Origin of the sequence: Paenibacillus sp. ICGEB2008 (assembly GCF_000307675.1) — a bacterium.
GTDB classification, from domain to species: domain Bacteria; phylum Bacillota; class Bacilli; order Paenibacillales; family Paenibacillaceae; genus Paenibacillus; species Paenibacillus polymyxa.
On sequence record NZ_AMQU01000022.1, the window covers coordinates 97,036 to 117,981 of the forward strand.

The 20,946-nt window shown below is 46.2% G+C and carries 17 protein-coding genes and 1 pseudogene; all 18 read left to right on the plus strand.

Annotated elements, in window-relative coordinates:
• Positions 1-15 precede the first annotated feature (15 nt).
• Positions 16-993: a DHH family phosphoesterase gene (locus C400_RS0119580; RefSeq protein ID WP_016820982.1), complete on the plus strand. Its 978-nt coding sequence runs from the start codon at positions 16-18 to the stop codon at positions 991-993.
• Entirely contained in the window at positions 990-1,928 is a 939-nt protein-coding gene (gene truB / locus C400_RS0119585; protein WP_017427943.1) for a tRNA pseudouridine(55) synthase TruB, read from the plus strand. The genes C400_RS0119580 and truB overlap by 4 nt, the downstream gene beginning before the upstream one ends.
• A gap of 167 nt (positions 1,929-2,095) precedes the next feature.
• Positions 2,096-3,034: a bifunctional riboflavin kinase/FAD synthetase gene (locus C400_RS0119590; RefSeq protein WP_016820984.1), complete on the plus strand. Its 939-nt coding sequence runs from the start codon at positions 2,096-2,098 to the stop codon at positions 3,032-3,034.
• Between the two features lie 132 nt (positions 3,035-3,166).
• Positions 3,167-3,436 (plus strand): 30S ribosomal protein S15, encoded by a 270-nt coding sequence (gene rpsO, locus C400_RS0119595; protein WP_007430074.1) that lies wholly within the window; start codon positions 3,167-3,169, stop codon positions 3,434-3,436.
• Between the two features lie 215 nt (positions 3,437-3,651).
• Complete coding sequence (pnp, locus tag C400_RS0119600) at positions 3,652-5,754, plus strand: polyribonucleotide nucleotidyltransferase (protein ID WP_016820985.1); 2,103 nt, start codon at positions 3,652-3,654, stop codon at positions 5,752-5,754.
• A 224-nt stretch (positions 5,755-5,978) separates the two neighbouring features.
• The gene (locus C400_RS0119605; protein WP_017427945.1) at positions 5,979-6,986 is read left to right on the plus strand and encodes a polysaccharide deacetylase family protein; all 1,008 of its coding nucleotides are present in this window, start codon (positions 5,979-5,981) and stop codon (positions 6,984-6,986) included.
• Between the two features lie 66 nt (positions 6,987-7,052).
• Positions 7,053-8,312 (plus strand): M16 family metallopeptidase, encoded by a 1,260-nt coding sequence (locus C400_RS0119610; protein ID WP_017427946.1) that lies wholly within the window; start codon positions 7,053-7,055, stop codon positions 8,310-8,312.
• The gene (dut, locus tag C400_RS0119615; protein WP_016820988.1) at positions 8,296-8,742 is read left to right on the plus strand and encodes a dUTP diphosphatase; all 447 of its coding nucleotides are present in this window, start codon (positions 8,296-8,298) and stop codon (positions 8,740-8,742) included. The genes C400_RS0119610 and dut overlap by 17 nt, the downstream gene beginning before the upstream one ends.
• Before the next feature lie 191 nt (positions 8,743-8,933).
• On the plus strand, positions 8,934-9,833 hold the full coding sequence (dpsA, locus tag C400_RS0119620) for a dipicolinate synthase subunit DpsA (protein ID WP_016820989.1): 900 nt from the start codon (positions 8,934-8,936) through the stop codon (positions 9,831-9,833).
• Positions 9,830-10,422, plus strand: a pseudogene (locus C400_RS0119625) (dipicolinate synthase subunit B). The gene dpsA and the pseudogene C400_RS0119625 overlap by 4 nt, the downstream one beginning before the upstream one ends.
• Before the next feature lie 134 nt (positions 10,423-10,556).
• Entirely contained in the window at positions 10,557-11,594 is a 1,038-nt protein-coding gene (locus C400_RS0119630) for an aspartate-semialdehyde dehydrogenase (protein WP_016820991.1), read from the plus strand.
• 36 nt (positions 11,595-11,630) lie between these two features.
• Positions 11,631-12,848: an aspartate kinase gene (gene dapG, locus C400_RS0119635; RefSeq protein ID WP_017427947.1), complete on the plus strand. Its 1,218-nt coding sequence runs from the start codon at positions 11,631-11,633 to the stop codon at positions 12,846-12,848.
• 41 nt (positions 12,849-12,889) lie between these two features.
• Entirely contained in the window at positions 12,890-13,771 is an 882-nt protein-coding gene (gene dapA / locus C400_RS0119640; protein ID WP_016820993.1) for a 4-hydroxy-tetrahydrodipicolinate synthase, read from the plus strand.
• A gap of 345 nt (positions 13,772-14,116) precedes the next feature.
• Positions 14,117-15,796: a ribonuclease J gene (locus tag C400_RS0119645; RefSeq protein ID WP_013370737.1), complete on the plus strand. Its 1,680-nt coding sequence runs from the start codon at positions 14,117-14,119 to the stop codon at positions 15,794-15,796.
• A 229-nt stretch (positions 15,797-16,025) separates the two neighbouring features.
• Positions 16,026-16,874 (plus strand): ClpP family protease, encoded by an 849-nt coding sequence (locus tag C400_RS0119650; protein WP_017427948.1) that lies wholly within the window; start codon positions 16,026-16,028, stop codon positions 16,872-16,874.
• Positions 16,871-17,083, plus strand: coding sequence for a YlzJ-like family protein (locus C400_RS0119655; protein WP_016820995.1), 213 nt, complete (start codon positions 16,871-16,873; stop codon positions 17,081-17,083). Before C400_RS0119650 ends, C400_RS0119655 begins: the two co-directional genes overlap by 4 nt.
• A gap of 103 nt (positions 17,084-17,186) precedes the next feature.
• Positions 17,187-19,868 (plus strand): FtsK/SpoIIIE family DNA translocase, encoded by a 2,682-nt coding sequence (locus tag C400_RS0119660; protein ID WP_017427949.1) that lies wholly within the window; start codon positions 17,187-17,189, stop codon positions 19,866-19,868.
• Positions 19,869-20,093: 225 nt separating this feature from the next.
• Entirely contained in the window at positions 20,094-20,945 is an 852-nt protein-coding gene (sleB, locus tag C400_RS0119665; protein WP_017427950.1) for a spore cortex-lytic enzyme, read from the plus strand.
• Position 20,946: the final 1 nt, after the last annotated feature.

Sequence of the window (20,946 nt, forward strand, 5' to 3'; positions counted from 1 at the left end):
GTAAAGGAGACGGCAATGCATACCTATGAACAGGCGCTTCAACAAGCGAAGGAATTTATTCTGGAGCATGATGATTACCTGATCGTATCGCATGTACAGCCGGACGGAGACGCAGTCAGCTCCACCGTAACGGTGGGCTGGCTTCTCTCATGTCTGGGGAAGAAATTTACCATGCTGAATGAGGGACCTATTCCTAAACGCATGGATTTTTTATGGCATGCCGATGAGATTATGGATATGAGTCAACAACCGCCAGAACGGAAATACAACCGAATCATTTGTGTAGATTGTGCGGATTACCGTCGTGTTGGTTTGACAGAGCAGTTTTTTACGGAAGATGCCATTATTCTGAATATTGATCATCATCCAACGAACGACGCTTATGGTGCAATTAATGTGATTAAGTCAGATGCTGCGGCAACAGCGGAAATTCTTTTTGATTTATTGGAAAAGTTTGCAGTAACTTGGGATGTAGAAGTAGCAACAGCTGTATATACAGGGTTGTTAACGGATACGGGAGGCTTCCGCTACTCCAACACTTCACCGAAAGTGATGTCTACGGTATCGCAACTACTTGCTTATGGTGTTGATGGCCCATTTTTGTCCGAGAAATTGCTCGAGGAAATGACATTTCCCCAAATGAAAGTGCTGACCAAAGCATTGCAAACGCTCACGATGTCAGAGGATGGTAAAGTTGCTTGGGTCGTTGTAACACCTGATGATATGACGGAATGCGGTGCTGTAAATGAGGACTTGGAAGGTATCGTGAATTATCCAAGAAATATTCGTGGGGTTGAAGTAGGCATTTTCTTTAAAGTTATTAATGATCAAGCGACCAAGGCAAGTTTGAGATCGGCAGGGAACGTTGATGTAGCTGCGCTCGCTCAATCGTTCGGAGGCGGTGGTCATGTACGTGCGGCTGGCTGTCGGCTAGAGGGTAAGCTAGAAGATATCATTGAGACCGTTGTAGGGCGGGTGAAGTCTGAGCTATGAACCCAATAAAGAAGGGACAGGCAACTTGGGAAGGTGTTCTACCTGTCTATAAACCTGCTGGATTTACTTCTCACGATGTCGTGGCCAAGGCTCGCCGTTTACTGGGGATGAAGCGAATCGGACATACTGGGACGCTAGATCCGCAGGTAACTGGTGTTCTGCCCTTGTGTCTGGGACGCGCCACCCGAGTGGTGGAGTACATGCAAGAGCGGCCCAAGGAATACCGGGCTACACTGCGATTAGGCATTGCCACTGATACCGAAGACCTGACTGGGACAATTACAGAAGAGAGCGAACGTCCGGTTGAGGTTACCGAAATGGAAGCCAAAGCGGTTCTGGAACGTTTCGTTGGTACGATCTCCCAAGTCCCACCCATGTACTCTGCTCTCAAAATAGATGGAAAACGTCTATACGAGCTGGCTCGAGAAGGCAAAACTGTGGAGCGTAAAAGCCGTGAAGTGAGCATTTATGAGCTGGAAATGACAGGATTTGCGAAGATGGGGCCGCATGTGGATATTTCTTTTCGTGCTTTGTGCTCCAAAGGTACTTATATCCGTACACTATGTGTTGATATTGGCCGTGAATTGGGATATCCTTCAACAATGGTTAAGCTGGAGCGAACGATGTCTGCGGGAATTTCTGCGGAACATTGTTTAACATTTGAAGAAATTGAGCGCTATGTAGCCGAGGGTAGCCTGGGTGAGCGGCTTATCGCCACCGATAAAGCGATTGACTATATGCCTGAGCATACAGTGGCTGAAGCTAAGGCAGCTGCAGCTCTGCAAGGCCAACGCCTGTCGCTGAGTATGATTACACCACCAGTGACAGACAACCAACCTTTCCGATTATATAAAGAGGATAAAACGTTTTTAGGCATATATGGACGGGATGAATCAGGTGCAATCGCCCCAATTAAAGTTTTTTTAAGTTTATAGAATTTATAAAATTACAGCGGTGCTGAACCATACTATAAACGCCAGATATCTTCCCCAAGGCACGGCTTGGCTTCCGTGAAATTATGCTGATAGACGTTTTTCACCTTGAATTGTGCTATAATTTTTGACGAAGTTAGTCAAATGATGTGAAATGCAGGTGAATGAATATGATTACCGTATCGTTATCTTATCCTTTGAGTGATGAGTTATTGCAGCAATGGGGACGTCCACAAGTCACGGCGATCGGCCAGTTCGACGGCCTTCATCTGGGACATGCAAGCGTAATACGTAAGGCTGTCGCGCTCGCTCATGAACAGAATGTGCCAGTATCTGTCATGACATTTCACCCTCATCCGAAGGAAGTCATGAAAAAAGGCGATTATGAAGGTTATTTAACACCGCTTGCGGATAAGCAGACTATTCTGTCCGATATGGGTGTGGATGTACTTTATATTTTAAGTTTTAACGAAGAGTTTTCCAAGGTTAGCCCGGAGGCTTTTATAACAGACGTGCTGCTTCCATTACAAATTCGAACGGCGGTAGTAGGTTTTGATTTTAGGTTTGGCCACCGGGGAGCCGGGCATGAGGATACGCTTCGGAAGCTGGGAGGGGAGCTGATGTCTGTTTACACTGTACCACCGTTCGAACTGGATGGGGATAAGGTAAGCAGCTCCGGCATTCGCCGTGCTTTACAGACGGGGGATTTAGCACATGCGTCACGCTGGTTGGGACGCCCTTATCGTATCCAGGGTACTGTGATGGATGGAGAGAAGCGCGGACGCACAATTGGTTTTCCGACAGCTAATCTCAAGCTGGATGATTCATATGTCATTCCAGTTAAGGGTGTGTACGCTGTACGGGCGCTCGTGGGTGATCATTGGATAAATGGTGTAATGAATGTAGGAGTTAAGCCTACGTTTCATGAAGGTGTGCTGAATCCGTCGTTTGAGGTACATCTTTTTGATTTTAATCAACAAATTTATGGGGAGCCTGTGCTTGTTGAGCTTCACCATTACATCCGTCCTGAACGCAAATTCTCTTCAGTGGATGAGCTGATCAGCCAAATTGGCAATGACGCACAAACGGCTAAAAAGCTGTTGGGCTAATTTATTTACATAAGACAGGCGCTGTGTTATACTGACTTATGTTGTGTAAACAACGATGAACCTTAGCTTGGTTGTCCGCTTTCACCGGCGGTTACGAGGCTAATGGCGATTATAATGAAGGAGGTGAACAGGATGGCATTGACTCAAGAGCGTAAACAGCAATTGATCGAGGAGTACAAAACTCATGAATCCGATACAGGATCACCTGAGGTACAAATCGCTATCCTTACTGAAAACATCGTCAACTTGCAAAGTCACTTTCGTTCGCACAAGAAAGACCATCACTCCCGCCGCGGGTTGTTGAAAATGGTCGGTCAGCGTCGTAAACTTTTGGCTTACCTGAAGAAGACTGATGTTAAACGTTACAGTGCGTTGATCGAGCGTCTCGGACTGCGTCGTTAATTTTCAGACATGTAATGAGAAAAGAAGCCTGGTTGTTCACCGCTTGTCCCTGCTAAGGCGACGGCGGACAGCAGCCGGGTTCTTTTTTGAAATGAGGAATCTTTTTTTTGAATTACATATCCTATTTTGTCTGTGAGCTTCTTATGAATAAGACCTGCGCAGGAAATACTGGATGTGTATAGAACTTTTACAATGAAATGAAATGGAGGGATACCATGGAGCAACGCGTAGAAATGCAACTCGGCGGAAGAAAGCTGGTGCTTGAAACAGGACGTCTTGCAAAACAAGCCAATGCGGCAGTTAAGGTGAGTTACGGAGAAACAGTTGTGCTGTGTACTGTGACCGCTTCCCGTGAACCGAAAGATTTGGACTTTTTTCCGCTGACCGTGAACTATGAGGAAAGATTGTATGCTGTGGGGAAAATTCCTGGCGGATTTATTAAGCGTGAAGGACGCCCGAGTCAAAAGGCGATTTTATCCAGTCGTTTGACAGACCGTCCAATTCGCCCATTGTTCCCTGAAGGTTTCCGTAATGATGTGCAGGTGTTAAACCTAGTCATGAGTGTTGATCAGGATTGTGAACCTGAAATTGCAGCCATGATTGGAACCTCGGCAGCACTCAGTATTTCGGATGTTCCTTTTAACGGTCCAATTGGCGGGGTTGCTGTAGGTCGTGTAAACGGACAATTTGTAATTAATCCAGATATTGCACAGCAGAACGCAAGCGATCTGTATCTCGTTGTAGCTGGAACAAAAGATGCCATTATGATGGTAGAAGCAGAAGGCGATGAGATTCCAGAGGAAGTTATGCTCGAAGCTATTATGTTCGGACATGATGAGATTAAGAACATTGTGGCAGTTATTGAACAATTGGTGCAAGTAGCAGGTAAAGAGAAAATGCAGGTTAAGCTGCATGCTGTTGATGAAAAAGTGAACAGTGAAGTACGTGCTTATGCAGCTGATCGTTTGGTGGAAGCTGTTAAAATTGCAGAAAAACATGCCCGTCAAGAGGCGATTGATGCCGTTAATGAAGAGACCGTTGCCCATTTTGAAGCACAATACATAGAGACACCTGAGCTTTTGAGTGATGTGAGCGAAGTTCTCTATGATATCGTTAAGGAAGAAGTCCGTCGTCTGATTACGCATGATAAAGTGCGTCCTGATGGTCGTAAGCTTGACGAAATTCGTCCAATTGAAAGTGACACTAGCATTTTGCCGCGTACGCACGGTTCAGGCTTATTTACACGCGGGCAAACGCAGGCGCTTAGCGTTTGTACTCTTGGTGCTCTAGGGGATGTACAAATTCTAGACGGTATTGATCTGGAAGAAACCAAACGCTTCATGCATCATTACAATTTCCCTCCATTCAGCGTAGGTGAGGCTCGTCCTTTGCGCGCGCCAGGTCGTCGTGAAATCGGACATGGTGCTCTTGGTGAGCGTGCGCTTTCCAAAGTAATTCCTTCCGAAACTGAATTTCCGTACACGATCCGTCTGGTTTCCGAAGTACTGGAATCGAATGGATCGACCTCACAAGCTAGTATTTGTGCAAGCACACTGGCTATGATGGATGCAGGTGTACCGATTAAAGCTCCAGTTGCAGGTGTGGCCATGGGATTGATTAAGGATGGAGATCATGTTTCCGTACTGACAGATATCCAAGGTATGGAAGATCATCTGGGCGATATGGACTTTAAAGTTGCTGGTACAGCGGAAGGCGTAACTGCCATTCAAATGGATATTAAAATTGACGGTATTGACCGCAATATTTTACAGGATGCGCTCAAGCAAGCCAGAGAAGGACGTTTGTTCATTCTTGGCAAAATGATGGAAGCGATCCAGAAGCCACGTGAGCAATTGTCTCCGTACGCTCCAAAAATTATGACAATGCACATTAACCCGGACAAAATCCGTGATGTTATTGGAGCTGGTGGTAAAATCATCAACAAGATCATCGAAGAAACCGGCGTGAAAATCGATATTGAACAAGATGGTCGTGTGTTCATCGCTTCTACAAATCAAGAGATGAATGAGAAGGCGCGTTCCATTATTGAAGGTATCGTAAAAGAAGTCGTGGTCGGCGAGATTTACATCGGTACAGTCAAACGAATTGAAAAATTCGGCGCATTTGTTGAAATTTTACCGGGTAAAGATGGTCTGGTTCATATTTCTCAACTGTCTACTGAGCGTGTAGCCAAAGTTGAAGATGTCATTGCTATTGGTGATACGATTACGGTGAAAGTAACTGAAATCGATCAGCAAGGTCGCGTCAATTTGTCCCGTAAGGCAGTACTGACGGCTGAAGCTCCTGCTAAGTCCTAGGTTGTGAGACCGCGAACTACTGTAATAGGGATTCTATACGTTTGTACAGAATAAGGGATTTGAATAGCATAAATTAAGCTTTTGGAAAGAGGCAGAGCTACGTTTCTGGCTCTTTTTTCATACATATGCACAAGCTGCACCCAAGAGGGCTTCTATAGCTTACTACGTCATAGATCTTGTCCTCCCCGCATACAATGTGGACAAACGAGCGGGAGGATGAAGGAATGATGAGTAGGGTGAAACGAGCGGTGTGGGTGGTAGCCACTTTAGCCGTCACACTGGTAATCGGGCAGTTTAGCGGGGTTCGTGACTACGCTAGTCAATTACGCAATGGAAACGCTACAGGAGCCGAAGAGCTTGAAGCTACACCCACGATGGCGGTGGTAGCTTTGCCTGATAATGCGCTTATGCAGCGACTAAGGACAGAAGCAGCACGTCAGCGGAGAGAACCAGTTGATGCCAAGGTCGACAGGGTATGGAAGGCTATTCCAGGTTATAACGGACTGGAAGTCGATTTGGATGCTACATATCGCAAAGCCATTGCAGCTCCAGATCGGCCTATTCAATATGTATATCGCCAATTGGCACCCAAAATACATTTAAATCAACTGGGGAATGTCCCCATTTACAGGGGCAATCCTGAAAAACCGATGGTATCCTTCATGATCAATGTAGCATGGGGGAATGAGTTTATCGTGCCTATACTGAATACATTGGATCAGGAGAGGGTTAAGGCTACATTTTTTCTTGATGGAAGTTGGCTGAAGAAAAATCCTGAACTTGCCAAGGAAATTCAAAGAAGAGGGCATGAGCTTTCGAATCATGCTTATTCTCATCCCAATATGAGTCGTTTGAGCCGAGCCAGAGCCGTACAAGAAATCGAAAAGACGGAAATGCTTCTTCAAGAAACTTTGGGTGTCAAAAATAATTGGTTTGCCCCTCCATCGGGGGATTTTAATCAACAAACAGTGGATATAGCCGCAGAGCATGGACTCAAAACTGTGTTGTGGACATTGGACACCGTAGATTGGAAACATCCGTCACCGGAATCGGTGGTTCATAAAATCAACAGCAAGGTTGAGTCAGGCTCCCTGATATTGATGCACCCAACAGATTCCTCGGCTGCTGCTCTCAAAGGTATGATTCATGCCATTCGTAGTAAAGGACTTGTGCTTGGAACTGTCAGTCAGACGCTTTCCCCTGATCGGCAGCTACCAGCTCCGGTTGAGTGAACGTCTTTTTTCTGTTAGGATTGAACATTATGGCAAAGTATGCAATTCAGTTTAGGAGGGCCAAGCGTGGAAAGAATTCAACTCAAAAACGGCCTAAGAGTGGTCATCGAAAAAATTCCAACCGTGCGTTCTGTTTCTTTCGGCATCTGGGTTAAAACCGGTTCCCGGAACGAAACACCGGACAATAGCGGTATTTCTCATTTTATTGAACACATGCTTTTCAAAGGAACAGAGCGTTTTAGTGCTAAGGAAATCGCTGAGCAATTCGATGCCATCGGAGGAAATGTTAATGCTTTCACTTCGAAGGAATATACGTGCTATTATGCGAAAGTGCTAGATGAGCATCTACCGATCGCAGTCGATGTACTGTCTGATATGTTCTTTAATTCCAAATTGGATCAGGAAGAGCTCGCAAGAGAGAAAAATGTGATTTTGGAGGAAATCTCCATGTACGAGGACACACCGGATGATATGGTGCACGATCTTGTATCTCGGGCGGCCTATGGCGAACACCCACTGGCTTATCCGATTCTCGGAACCGAAGATCACCTGCTAGCTATGGATAGCTCACATCTCAGCCATTATATGAAGGAGCACTATACAATCGACAATACAGTTATCAGTGTAGCTGGTAATGTTGACGATCGTCTTGTAGAATTGCTGGAGCAACATTTTGGGCATTTCGATAATCACGGAACCGTTTCGCCACTGACAGTACCTGCGTTTAACGGTCAGCTCTTGTACCATGAGAAAGCAACGGAGCAGAATCATATTTGTCTATCTCTGCCTGGATTTGCAATAGGCGACGATCTCCAGTATGCTATGGTTTTGCTGAATAACGCGATCGGCGGGGGCATGAGCTCACGTTTATTTCAGGAAATTCGTGAAAAACGCGGACTGGCTTATTCGGTCTATTCCTATCATAGCTCCCATGCCGATAGTGGAATGTTCACAATCTATGCAGGTACCGCTCCTAAGCAAACAAAGGATGTGCTCGATTTGACGCTGGAGCTGTTACGAGATGTGGCTATCAATGGTTTGGACGCTAATGAGCTTCGTAAAGGCAAGGAGCAGCTAAAAGGAAGTCTGATCTTAAGCCTTGAGAGTACGGGTAGCCGAATGAACCGTCTTGGAAAAAATGAGTTAATGTTGGGTCAGCATTATACGCTGGATCAAATGATCGAACACATCGAACAAGTGACGGCTGATGATGTGAACAAAGTGCTGGATCGGATGTTTTCGGAGCCGTTTGCTCTGTCAATGGTCGGAGCGAGCGATTCAGCGGTTAAGGATATGAGGAGGGACTATTTTGTTAACTTACGTTGAAATTAACAGACTCGGGGGCAATGAAGATATTGAGCTCCCCCGCAAAATGTCAGAGCTTGCATCGGGATTTGACTTGTATGCAGCAGTACAGGAGGATTTGGTTCTGGAACCTGGCAAACGTTGTCTCATTCCAACTGGATTTGCAATAGCCATGCCAGCAGGATTAGAGGCACAAATCCGTCCGCGTAGTGGACTGGCTCTCAAGCATGGTATTACTTGTCTTAACACGCCTGGAACGATTGATGCAGATTATCGTGGAGAGATTAAGGTGCTTCTTATCAATTTAGGCGAGGAACCGTTCACCATTACGCGCAATGAGCGAATTGCACAAATGGTATTTCAGGTTGTGCCTGAGGTGGAGTTAAAACAAGTAGACCATTTGTCTGAAACTGTACGCGGTGCTGGAGGCTTTGGTCATACAGGACGCTGAGTCTACGGTTCACTTGCATGCAGTGTAATACAATTGTCCATTTTGTAGGAAGCTTCAATATTACTCGCTTAAGAGTAAGCATACACATAAAAGTCGTTCCGTAGAGGGGCGGCTTTTTTGTGTTTTTTCACCCCTTCCCGGGCATCTGCATAGAATAAAAGCATATCGTGTCTCGGAAAGGAGTGATCCGGATGCTAACAGGAATGCGCATCGTTGTTTTGGGTGGCGATGCGAGGCAGCTTGAGGTAATCCGCAAATGTGTCGACATGGATGCTACTGTCACTGTGGTCGGCTTTGACAAGCTCGAAGTACCACTCAAAGGAGTTACATTAGAGCCATTGTCTGTCAAGCTGCTGGAATCGTCAGACGCACTGATTCTGCCAGTGGTGGGATGCGATGAGGAAGGCAACGTGAATGCACTTTTCGGAGCACAAAAGCTCCAGTTTCTGAATGAGCATGCTGCTGCTCTTCCACCGCATTGCGTTGTATATACAGGGATGGCGCGAGCGTACTTAAAAGAAATTTGTACCAGGCATGAATTGAAGCTGGTTGAGCTGCTGGAGAGAGATGATGTGGCCATATACAATTCTATACCTACGGCTGAAGGCGCACTGATGATGGCAATTCAGCATACTGATTTTACGATCCATGGTGCAGATTGTATGGTTCTAGGCATGGGACGGACTGGATTTACCATGGCAAGGGCACTACAGGGGTTGGGAGCCAAAGTGAAAGTTGGAGTACGGCGGGCGGAGGATGCAGCGAGAGCCGTGGAGATGGGTTGGAAGCCTTTTATGACAAGGGATTTAGCGAATGAGACAAAGGGAGTTGACTTGATTTTTAATACGATACCCTCTATGATTATCACAGCGCAAATTCTGTCTAAATTGCCACTGAGTACCGTGATTATAGATCTTGCTTCCGCCCCAGGCGGTTGTGATTTCCGGTATGCGGAAAAGCGTGGAATTACGGCTATGCTTGCCCCCGGTCTTCCCGGTATTGTTGCTCCCAAAACTGCTGGTACCATTATAGCGAATACGCTGGTGCAGTTGTTAATGGAAGATAATCCTGATCGGGGGGATGCACAATGAGTTGGCAAGGGAAAACGGTAGGTTATGCTATTACAGGCTCACATTGCACATTTGAAGAGGTAATGCCTGTTATACAGCGCTTTGTTGATGAGGGTGCGAAGGTCGTTCCCATTATATCCAATACCGTACTAACAACGGATACTCGCTTCGGTACTTCGCAAAGTTGGCAAAAACAGTTGAAAGATATAACAGGGAATGATATCATTTCTACAATTGTGGAGGCTGAGCCACTGGGACCCTCCCAAATGCTCGATGTGCTGGTGATTGCACCTTTGACGGGGAATTCGATGAGCAAGTTAGCGAATGCGATGACGGACAGTCCGGTTTTGATGGCTGCCAAGCGCAATTACGCAACGGCCGTCCACTTCTTTTAGCCATATCTACTAATGATGGACTTGGTCTAAATGCTGCCAATATCGCCAAGTTACTAGTAGCCAAGAACATCTTTTTTGTGCCGTTCGGACAGGATAATCCAGTTAAAAAGCCGAACTCGCTTGTAGCCAATATGGAATTGATTCCCGAGGCTGCCTATGAAGCATTGCAGGGCAGGCAGATTCAGCCGATGATTGTGGAACGCAAGACCCCATGAAGTACTATAATTAACTGCTGAGCATCCCTCGCCTAGAAGATGATTCGATAATCCATCGGGTCTAATTTCTTGTTGACGGTGGATGCTTTCAGAATAAAAAATGGTTTTTTAGTCGAGAAGGGGAGATACACCAGATGAGCAATAGAAAGTTTAATGTAGCTGTCGTTGGAGCGACAGGCGCTGTAGGGGAACAGATCGTAAATCTGCTGGAAAAACGCGATTTTCCTGTGGACAAAATCAAATTTCTTTCTTCGCCTCGTTCTGCCGGCACGTTAATTAGCTTTAAAGGTCAGCAGATTCCAGTAGAGATTGCTACCCCCGACAGCTTTGAAGGAATCGACATTGCTTTGTTTAGTGCAGGCGGAGACGTGAGTAAGGAACTGGCGCCGCATGCTGTTCGTCATGGGGCAGTTTGCATTGACAACACCAACGCATTCCGAATGGAACCGACAGCTCCTCTTGTAGTACCTGAGGTGAACAGCGACAAAATTGCCGAGCATCAGGGAATTATCGCGAACCCGAACTGCTCCACCATTCAGATGGTAGCTGCTTTGAAACCATTATATGATCAGTATGGCATTTCTCGTATCATAGTATCCACGTACCAGGCCGTTTCCGGCGCTGGAAGCCGTGCTATTGATGAATTGAATCGTCAAAGCGCAGCCATTCTTAACGGTGATGAAGTTCAGCCAGATCTGCTGCCGGTAGGTTCGTTGCCAGTAAAGCATCAGATTGCTTTCAATGCTATTCCGCAAATTGACAAATTCCAGGATAATGGTTATACACTGGAAGAAATGAAAATGGTACGCGAAACGAAAAAAATACTAGGTGACGATTCTGTAGACGTAACGGCAACGTGTGTTCGTATTCCTGTTGTATATGGTCACTCGGAATCTGTCTATGTAGAGCTTAAAAATGATTATGATCTAGAAGAAGTTCGTAATCTGCTGGCTTCCGCACCTGGAGTAACGCTGGTAGACGATCCTACTGCCCAGCTTTATCCGTTGGCATCCGAAGCTGCTGGAAAACCTGACGTATTCGTAGGGCGTGTACGTCGTGATTTGGGCAATAGCCGTGGATTGAATTTGTGGGTCGTATCCGACAATCTGCTCAAGGGAGCGGCATGGAACGCGGTGCAAATCGCGGAAATTATTGCTGCAAAGGCGGAGTAACGTTCCTAAAGCAGGGAGTAATATGGGGGAAAAATAATGGGTATTTTGGTGCAAAAATTTGGGGGAACCTCGCTGTCCACACCTGAAGCGCGTCAACTTGTGCTGGCACATGTGAAGCGGGAGCTGGAGCAAAATCTTCGATTGGTTGTTGTTGTGTCGGCCATGGGGAGAAAAGGAGAGCCCTATGCAACGGACACGCTGCTGGATTGGGCGGCTTCTAACGGTGACAGTCTTCCTAAGCGCGAGCGGGATTTACTGCTGTGCTGTGGTGAAATCATTTCTGCCGCTACGTTATGCAGCCTGATGGAGAAGGAAGGTATTCCTGCTACGGTGCTGACTGGAGCACAGGCAGGCTTTATTACGGATGATCAATATGGCAATGCTCGCATTTTGGATATCAAGCCAGACCGAATTGTGGAAGAGCTGAACCAAGGCAGAGTTGTCATTGTGACAGGTTTTCAGGGACAAACTGCTGATGGTGATATGACTACCCTTGGTCGGGGAGGCAGCGATACGTCAGCTACGGCGCTGGGGGCTGCTCTACATGCAGATATGGTGGATATTTATACAGATGTGAATGGTATATTAACCGCTGATCCGCGTATTGTGGAAAATGCGAAGCCGCTTGCACATGTTAGCTATACAGAAATTTGTAATATGGCTCATCAGGGAGCCAAGGTGATCCATCCTCGTGCTGTTGAAATCGCCATGCAGGCGAATATTCCGGTACGGGTTCGCTCAACCTTCTCCGAAGGAGAGGGGACGTTGGTTACCCACCGAGAAGGCTTTAAAGACGTGCAGGCAGATATCGTAGACCGTTTCGTGACCGGTATTGCGTATGTCGGCAATGTTACTCAAATTACTGTTGAATTAAAGTCAGGTTTGGAGCACTTGCAATTACAAGTGTTCAAATCTATGGCTGAACATGGAATCAGCGTTGATTTTATTAACGTAACTCCATCAGGGGCGGTTTATACCGTATTTGATAATGATGGAAGCAAAGCGGTTGAAGTACTTAACGGTTTAGGACTAGAGCCTAAGATACTGGCCGGATGTGCTAAAGTTTCGGTCATAGGCGGTGGTATCAACGGGGTACCAGGTATTATGGCGACAATTGTGGAGGCATTGACAGAATCAGACGTACAGATCCTTCAATCGGCAGATTCCAACACCACGATCTGGGTACTTGTTAAAAAGGAAGATATGGTGCAGGCTGTACGCGCATTGCATAATAAATTTGAACTCCATCAATAGGCGCATTGTCCGTGCTCGGACTTGCAAAAAAAGGAGGCAGCATGGTGAACTTCGGCAGATTGATTACCGCAATGGTGACACCTTTTGATCAGCAAGGAGAGATTGACTGGACTGCATTGTCCTCGTTGATTGATTACTTAATAGAAGAACAGCATTCAGAGTCACTTGTTGTATCTGGAACAACAGGGGAGTCTCCTACCCTGAGCGATGATGAAAAAATTAAGTTGTTTGCATTTGTTGTAGAAAAAGCAGCTGGGCGATGTAAAATTATTGCCGGGACGGGAAGCAATAATACACGTCATTCCATCCATCTCACCCGTGCTGCGGAGCAGGCGGGAGCAGACGGTGTGCTGCTGGTAGTGCCATATTATAATAAACCGAATCAGGAAGGGATGTATCAGCATTTCAAAAGTATTGCAAACTCCACATCCCTTCCAGCTATACTGTATAATGTTCCAAGCCGTACCGGAGCCAGCCTAACAGCTGAAACGACACTGCGACTTGCACAAATTCCGAACATTGTAGGAACCAAAGAATGTGCATCACTTGCACAGGTCACACAGATTGCAGCGTCAGCACCAGAAGGCTTTCTGGTTTATTCCGGGGATGATGCATCCGGACTGCCAGCCATGGCTGTAGGTGCTTATGGCATTATCAGCGTAGCGAGCCACGTGGTAGGTGCAGAAATGAAGCGGATGTTGGATTCATTTGTAGGGGGACGCGCGCAGGAGGCAGCCAAACTGCATCAGCAGTTGTTCCCAATTTTTAAGGGCATGTTCGGCTGTCCTCATCCTCTACCTAATCCGGTGGCTGTAAAGTATGCATTAGAATTACGAGGGATTAAGGTAGGTTCAGTTCGGTTGCCGCTTATTCCTCCTACCGAAGATGAAGCGAAGTTTATTAAGAATTTATTTACCCGCTAAAAAGAAATAGCTGTAAGATGTTTACAAATATAAGGAGTACCCTTGTTAAGGGCAGTCGGTAGGTGCAACACCGACTCGGTTATTGTCTGACAAGGTCCTCTGGCATGAAGGGCGTTCTTATAGAACGTCCTTTTTGCTATGCTGTTAATCAGGTATGTAGATAAAATGACACTTACTTATGGTTTGGGAAGGCAATGGGAAACCTAGCGTAACGAACAGGATGACTTGTTTTTTCGTATTTTAATCATGTATAATGGGGTCAAGTGACTGGGTGCGGTATTTTTTTGAAAATTAAATAACAAATCAAGGTACGACGTCCAACTACCATAGGAGGTTTAGATTCATTTGTCTAAAAAAACAAACAACGATAAATTGATGATTTTCGCTTTGGGCGGCGTCGGTGAAATCGGGAAAAATATGTATGTCGTTCAATACGGCAATGACATTGTCGTGGTGGATTCCGGTCTGAAATTTCCGGAAGAGGACATGCTTGGCATCGATATCGTTATTCCTGATATTTCCTACCTTACAGAGAACCGCGACAAAGTAAGAGGCATTGTGCTGACTCATGGTCACGAGGACCATATTGGCGGTTTGCCTTACGTGCTGAAACATTTGAATGTACCTGTATATGGTACCAAATTGACGCTGGGACTGGTGGAAAACAAGCTGAAGGAAGCGAATCTGCTTGGTGAAACCAAACGTATTTTGATCAATGCTGATTCCGAAATCAAACTGGGCTCCACATTGAAAGTAACATTCTTCAAAACCAACCATAGTATTCCTGATTCAGTAGGTGTTTGCATTGATACTCCTGAAGGCGCTGTTGTTCATACAGGAGACTTCAAATTTGATCATACTCCGGTGAACGGACAATATGCAGATTTGCAGCGTATGGCTGAGATTGGCACACGTGGCGTATTGGCTTTATTGTCAGACAGTACCAATGCCGAAAAACCGGGCTTTACACCTTCGGAAAAGAGCGTTGGCATTGTGTTGGAAGATATTTTCCGCAAGTCGAGACAGCGTGTGGTCGTAGCCACTTTTGCTTCGAACGTACATCGCATTCAGCAGGTCATTAATGCTGCTGAGGCAACCGGACGCAAAGTAACGGTGATTGGTCGCAGCATGGTTAATGTCGTAGGTATTGCTTCTGATTTGGGCTACTTGGAAATTCCAGATGGAATGCTGATTGAGCCTGAAGAAGTGGGCAAAATGTCAGCGGATCGCGTAGTTATTCTCTGCACAGGTAGTCAAGGTGAACCGATGTCCGCTTTGACAAGAATGGCTCGTTCTACGCATCGTAAGGTAGATATTCTTCCAGGGGACTCAGTGATCATCGCAGCTACTCCGGTACCAGGTAATGAAAAATATGTTGGACGCACTATTGATGAGCTGTTCCGTCTGGGTGCCAATGTATACTACAGCGCAGCTAATCCTGGTATCCACGTTTCTGGACACGGCAGCCAGGAAGAACTCAAGCTGATGCTGAATCTGATGAAACCAAAATTCTTCTTGCCAATTCACGGCGAGTTCAGAATGCAACGTCGTCACGCTCTTCTGGCTGAAGGAGTAGGTATCGAGCCTGAAAATATCTTTATCACGGATATCGGTGAAGTCATTGAAATTCAGAATGGCGGAGCACGCAGAGCTGGTAAAGTTACAGCAGGTAACGTACTGATCGATGGACTAGGTGTAGGAGATGTAGGAAATATCGTGTTGCGCGACCGCAAATTGTTGTCACAGGACGGTATTTTGGTAGTGGTTGTCACACTGAGCAAGCAAGATGGCACGATTAAGTCAGGCCCAGATATCATTTCCCGTGGTTTCGTGTATGTTCGTGAATCAGAAGGTTTGCTAGATGAAGCAAATCGTATTGTTTCAAGTACACTGCATAAGCTCATGAGTGAAAATGTAAATGAATGGGCTTCCCTGAAGACAAATGTCAAGGATGCACTAGGTCGCTTCTTGTATGAGCAAACTCGTCGCAGACCGATGATTCTGCCAATTATAATGGAAGTGTGATTCGATTGAAATATGTTCAAAAACTTGAATTAAAAACTTAAGTCACAGGCACACAGTCGCCTCTCTTCCCGCAGGAAATATTGGACGGTTTCCGCGGAAAGAGAGGCTTTTTTTGATTTTAGGGTCGAGGAAAGGCATGGAGGTGGGTATAAAATATTCCATTTCCATCCCATACTATAGGGTGAAGACGGGGCACATAGATGCGTATAGCGAAAGGAAGATCACCCATATGGAACATTACAGCAATTTATCTTCTGGCAACGAGGAAACGGAAGCGCCAGAACAACCAGAGGTTGGACAAAGACCCGTTTTACCTGCTATGGAGGCTTTACAGCAGCTGGGTCAAACCTCCATGCCCGGAAGCGAGTCCAATATTTTTTGTATGACGATTATCGGTCAGATTGAAGGACACCTCATCTTACCGCCTCAAAACAAAACAACAAAATATGAGCATATTATTCCGCAGTTGGTAGCGGCAGAGCAAAACCCACGTATCGAAGGATTAATGATTTTGCTGAATACAGTTGGTGGTGATGTAGAGGCAGGACTGGCTATTGCAGAAATGATCGCATCGATGAGTAAACCAACAGTGACCATTGTTATAGGAGGTGGACATAGCATCGGTGTGCCGATTGCTGTATCTTCTACGTATTCTTATATTGCCGAGAGTGCGACGATGACCATTCATCCAATTCGTATGAGCGGCCTGGTCATCGGAGTCCCACAGACTTTTGAATATATGGAAAAAATGCAGGAGCGTGTCGTCCGCTTCGTCGTTTCTCATTCTCGCATTACAGAAGAGCGGTTTAAGGAACTGATGTTCAAAACTGGTGAATTAAACCGCGACATTGGTACAGCGGTCGGAGGAATTGATGCAGTAAAATACGGTTTGATGGATGCGGTTGGTGGTATAGGAGAGGCGCTGAAACAGTTGAATACCATCATTGAGACGCGCCGTCAGCAGAACGGCATGACAGGGACTCCACAGCAGCCCCCTTATGCACCTTTTTCGCCCAATGCCACAGGCACCCCTACAGGAACCCTTTCAAGTGAGCACAGCAAGGAGCTGCCCCAATGACACTATATACTGTAATGCCAATGGAATTGGTGTGGGAAGGTATGTGGAAGGAGGCAGAGGAGCTTGTAGAGGTCCGGGTAGATGGTCTACTTATGCAGGTACAGCCGCTTGAAAGTCGTCGGGGGATCATAGTAAGGCTCTTGGACTGTCCATTAAATGCCTACCTCAATCCTCGTTATGGACCAGGTCAGATCATTGAGTGGTCATAGAAGCTGTCGAATAGTACAGAAATAGGTCATTTGCTGCTGAAAAAGAACATATGTGCGGATAGCGAGTGACGTGGTATAATATTCTTCTGGGGGGTGACCTTGTATGTCCAGAAGAAGAAAAAGAAAAAAGAAAGCCATATTTGGCGGAGTTTTAAAATATGAAATTTACGGAATTGTGCTGATTACATTGGCGGTCATTGCGTTGTCGGGTGAAGCGGCAGTTGGTCGGTCGCTATCCAAGATGTTTGGGCTTGTGCTGGGGAAATTCTATTTTGTGATCCCCCTGATTGGCATTTATTATGGCCTGATGGTGATGATTCACCGCAAGTGGCCGAACCAGTGGAACTCACGGAAGACGGGTTTGCTGTTGTTGGTATTTGCCTTTACACTTATGAGTTCTATTTCATCCATGGAGCAGCGTTTGGGACCGATTAACGCGCTTCAGCCGGGCGGAGTGATGAGCCAGATACATATAGATATGCGTGAGCAGTTGCTGTCGCCTGAGCAGCAAGGCCATACCTCCATGCTGAATAAGGATATTAGCGGGGGCTACATTGGCGCATTACAGCTTACCGTTCTGTTGTGGCTGTTTGGTCTCACAGGAGCTAAGCTGATCATGATTGTCATGTTCGTCATTTGTTTTATGCTGATGACCCAGCTGTCTTATGTGGATTTAGTGCGGATTGTAAAGACCAAGCTACTGACAGCCGGGGGAAGCGTGCGGAAAAAATGGACTGGTAAAGCCACTCCGCTTTCTGCATCTAGCAAAGGCAGTGGAAATAGAAAACCCAAATCTGAGCCTATTCCTGCCTATGAAGAGGATATGGATGATGATTTTGATGAAATGCAGCCTCCAGCACGCAAGCAGCCAATTTTCTTTCAGTTGTTTGGCCTTAAAAATACAGATAAGGCGGACAAGGAAGAGCAAACTGCACATGCGGATGAAGATGAACATGATCTTCTATATGAGGCTGGTGACGCGCAGCCTCAGTGGAGAAATGGCAATCAGGGAGAAGAGCTGTCTGACGTAATCGAACACGCTGAGCAGGAAGCCTCAATTCCGGTAAAAAGATCGCCAATCATTAGGGACTTCTTCGAACAAGTGAAAAATGAGGAAAAAAGATCAGAGGCTGAACTTGAAGACTCCCTGACAGGTGGAGTGCGGAACGATTCCATTGATGAACCTCTGGATAGTAATTTTATGGATGCCGATGCGAATACGAATATAAATATAAATGATTCGGCAACGATCCATGGGACATCAGAAGAAGCTCAGGAACTGGCTCAGACGATTGCTAATGGATTGACAGGCGAAGAAGCTGAAGGGAACAATGTAGCTATTCCAGCTCCACCACCGCCTAAGCCGTACAAGCTTCCATCGTTCCGTTTGCTTGCCAAACCGCAAAATGCAGGCAAAGGTATGGGACAAAAGGATTACATGCAAACAGCACGCAAGCTGGAGGCCACGCTGGAAAGCTTCGGTGTTCGGGCGAAAGTGCTGGAGGTTGTACGTGGCCCAGCCGTCACACGCTATGAAATCCAACCGGACATTGGCGTGAAGGTTAGCCGGATTGTAAGTCTGACGGATGACATTGCACTTGCGCTTGCTGCAAAGGATATCCGTATGGAGGCACCTATTCCCGGCAAGTCCGCCATAGGAATAGAAGTTCCGAATAATGAAGTTTCTATCGTAACCATGCGTGAGGTAATGGAAACGACAGTTTTCCAGGAATCAGTTTCCAATTTGTCGATTGCATTTGGCCGTGATATTGCAGGACAAACGATTGTTGGTAATTTAGCTAAGATGCCCCATCTGCTTGTAGCTGGAGCTACGGGTTCGGGTAAATCGGTGTGTATCAATGGGATTATCACGAGTATTTTGTACAAAGCGAAGCCAGATGAGGTGAAATTTCTGATGGTTGATCCCAAGATGGTGGAGTTGAACGTGTACAACGGAATCCCCCATTTATTGGCTCCGGTCGTGACTGATCCCAAGCGTGCCTCACTGGCATTGAAGAAAATCGTAGTTGAAATGGAAAAAAGGTATGAGTTGTTTTCCAAATCAGGCACCCGTAATATTGAGGGCTACAACAATTTGATGAAGGATAACCCGGATGCATTTCTGCCTTACATTGTCGTTATTGTGGACGAGCTGGCAGATTTAATGATGGTTGCTGCAGGAGATGTGGAGGATGCGATTGCGCGTCTTGCCCAAATGGCGCGTGCAGCAGGCATCCATCTGATTATTGCAACACAAAGACCTTCGGTTGATGTAATTACAGGGGTTATTAAAGCCAATATTCCTTCACGTATTGCTTTCGGCGTTTCTTCGCAGGTGGATTCCCGCACCATACTGGATATGGGCGGTGCTGAGAAACTGCTTGGACGTGGTGACATGCTGTTCATGCCGATGGGGGCTTCCAAACCAGTCCGCGTTCAGGGAGCGTTTATGAGTGATCAGGAAGTGGAAAACATTGTTAACTATGTGCGTGAACAGGGTGAAGCTCAGTATGATGAAACGCTTGTGCCTGAGGTGGAAGAGGTATCCACTGATGCGGATGAAATGCTGGATGAGCTGTATGATCAGGCTGTCAACATCATTTTGGAGGCTAAACAAGCTTCCGTTTCGCTCCTTCAGCGCCGTATGCGGATCGGTTATACACGTGCTGCCCGACTGATTGACTCCATGGAAGCCCGCGGTGTCATCGGTCCTTACGAGGGAAGTAAGCCCCGTGAGGTACTTATCTCAATGGAACAATATCAGCAAAATAAAGTTAGCTCCTGAGCATTATCTTTTATCAGCATTCCATTTAAACGCTGTTTGTACGCATGATGAGTTGTTAAATATGACAACTCCATGCACGCAAATAGCGTTTTTTTGTGATGTTTTTTTGAGGTGTGGAACTGCCTGCTCAAAGAAGATTAAAAGGGTGAATAGCTTCTAGCGGAGCTTGTCATAATAAACGTAGCCATCCTGTTAATCCCACAAAAGAAAGGTAGAGCGCAGCATATGAAAAAAACAATGGTCTGGATTTGCACGGGTATCCTCGCAGCCTCGGCTATTACGTACACGGGACTTTTTAAAAACGACTCTGTACAGCAGCGAGTAGAGTCGCCAAGCACGCAGCAGAAAGTAACAGCGGCGCAGCCTGTTCAGCCGACATTCAGTTCAGAAGCGGTTGATTTTGGCTCTTATGGCCAGGATGTATATGAACTGCAATCACGATTGAAGCTGCTGGGTTTTTTTGGCGGAAAAGTGGACAGCCATTTTGGCAGCAGTACACTAAAGGCTGTAAAGGGTTTTCAAAAGGAGTTTGGTATCAGACCCGATGGAGTGGTTGGTGCGAAAACCAAATTAAAGCTGGTGAATGCTACTCCACACTGGAAGCCGACGGAAACGCCTATGCATCGTAATAATCAAGGTTCTGATCAGGGACAGGCAGCGAACAAAAACGATAAATCTGATCAAAATGAGGAAACGATGGGATCAGCCAACACCATGGGACTGTCTGAAAACGATCTTAAAATCATGGCCAATGCGGTCTATGGTGAATCCCGTGGTGAGCCGTTTGAAGGACAAGTTGCCGTGGCGGCTGTTATTTTGAACAGGGTCAAGTCGCCAAGTTTTCCGAATACACCGTCTGGGGTAATCTTTCAGCCGGGGGCTTTCACTGCTGTAGCAGACGGCCAAATCTGGCTCACGCCGAATGAGACTGCACAAAAGGCGGTACGTCAAGCCCTGAACGGCTGGGACCCAAGCGGAGGATGTCTATATTATTTTAACCCTAAAACAGCTACCTCCAAATGGATTTGGAGCCGTCCGCAGGTGAAAACCATCGGGGAACATATTTTCTGCATGTAAA

What these genes read in the sequence shown, in the direction of transcription:
- C400_RS0119630 (WP_016820991.1), top strand. Translation starts at nt 10,557, where the DNA reads ATGAGCAATAGAAAGTTTAATGTAGCTGTCGTTGGAGCGACAGGCGCT.
- C400_RS0119605 (WP_017427945.1), top strand. Translation starts at nt 5,979, where the DNA reads ATGATGAGTAGGGTGAAACGAGCGGTGTGGGTGGTAGCCACTTTAGCC.
- truB (WP_017427943.1), top strand. Translation starts at nt 990, where the DNA reads ATGAACCCAATAAAGAAGGGACAGGCAACTTGGGAAGGTGTTCTACCT.
- dapG (WP_017427947.1), top strand. Translation starts at nt 11,631, where the DNA reads ATGGGTATTTTGGTGCAAAAATTTGGGGGAACCTCGCTGTCCACACCT.
- dpsA (WP_016820989.1), top strand. Translation starts at nt 8,934, where the DNA reads ATGCTAACAGGAATGCGCATCGTTGTTTTGGGTGGCGATGCGAGGCAG.
- pnp (WP_016820985.1), top strand. Translation starts at nt 3,652, where the DNA reads ATGGAGCAACGCGTAGAAATGCAACTCGGCGGAAGAAAGCTGGTGCTT.
- rpsO (WP_007430074.1), top strand. Translation starts at nt 3,167, where the DNA reads ATGGCATTGACTCAAGAGCGTAAACAGCAATTGATCGAGGAGTACAAA.
- sleB (WP_017427950.1), top strand. Translation starts at nt 20,094, where the DNA reads ATGAAAAAAACAATGGTCTGGATTTGCACGGGTATCCTCGCAGCCTCG.
- C400_RS0119580 (WP_016820982.1), top strand. Translation starts at nt 16, where the DNA reads ATGCATACCTATGAACAGGCGCTTCAACAAGCGAAGGAATTTATTCTG.
- C400_RS0119655 (WP_016820995.1), top strand. Translation starts at nt 16,871, where the DNA reads ATGACACTATATACTGTAATGCCAATGGAATTGGTGTGGGAAGGTATG.
- dapA (WP_016820993.1), top strand. Translation starts at nt 12,890, where the DNA reads ATGGTGAACTTCGGCAGATTGATTACCGCAATGGTGACACCTTTTGAT.
- C400_RS0119660 (WP_017427949.1), top strand. Translation starts at nt 17,187, where the DNA reads ATGTCCAGAAGAAGAAAAAGAAAAAAGAAAGCCATATTTGGCGGAGTT.
- C400_RS0119650 (WP_017427948.1), top strand. Translation starts at nt 16,026, where the DNA reads ATGGAACATTACAGCAATTTATCTTCTGGCAACGAGGAAACGGAAGCG.
- C400_RS0119590 (WP_016820984.1), top strand. Translation starts at nt 2,096, where the DNA reads ATGATTACCGTATCGTTATCTTATCCTTTGAGTGATGAGTTATTGCAG.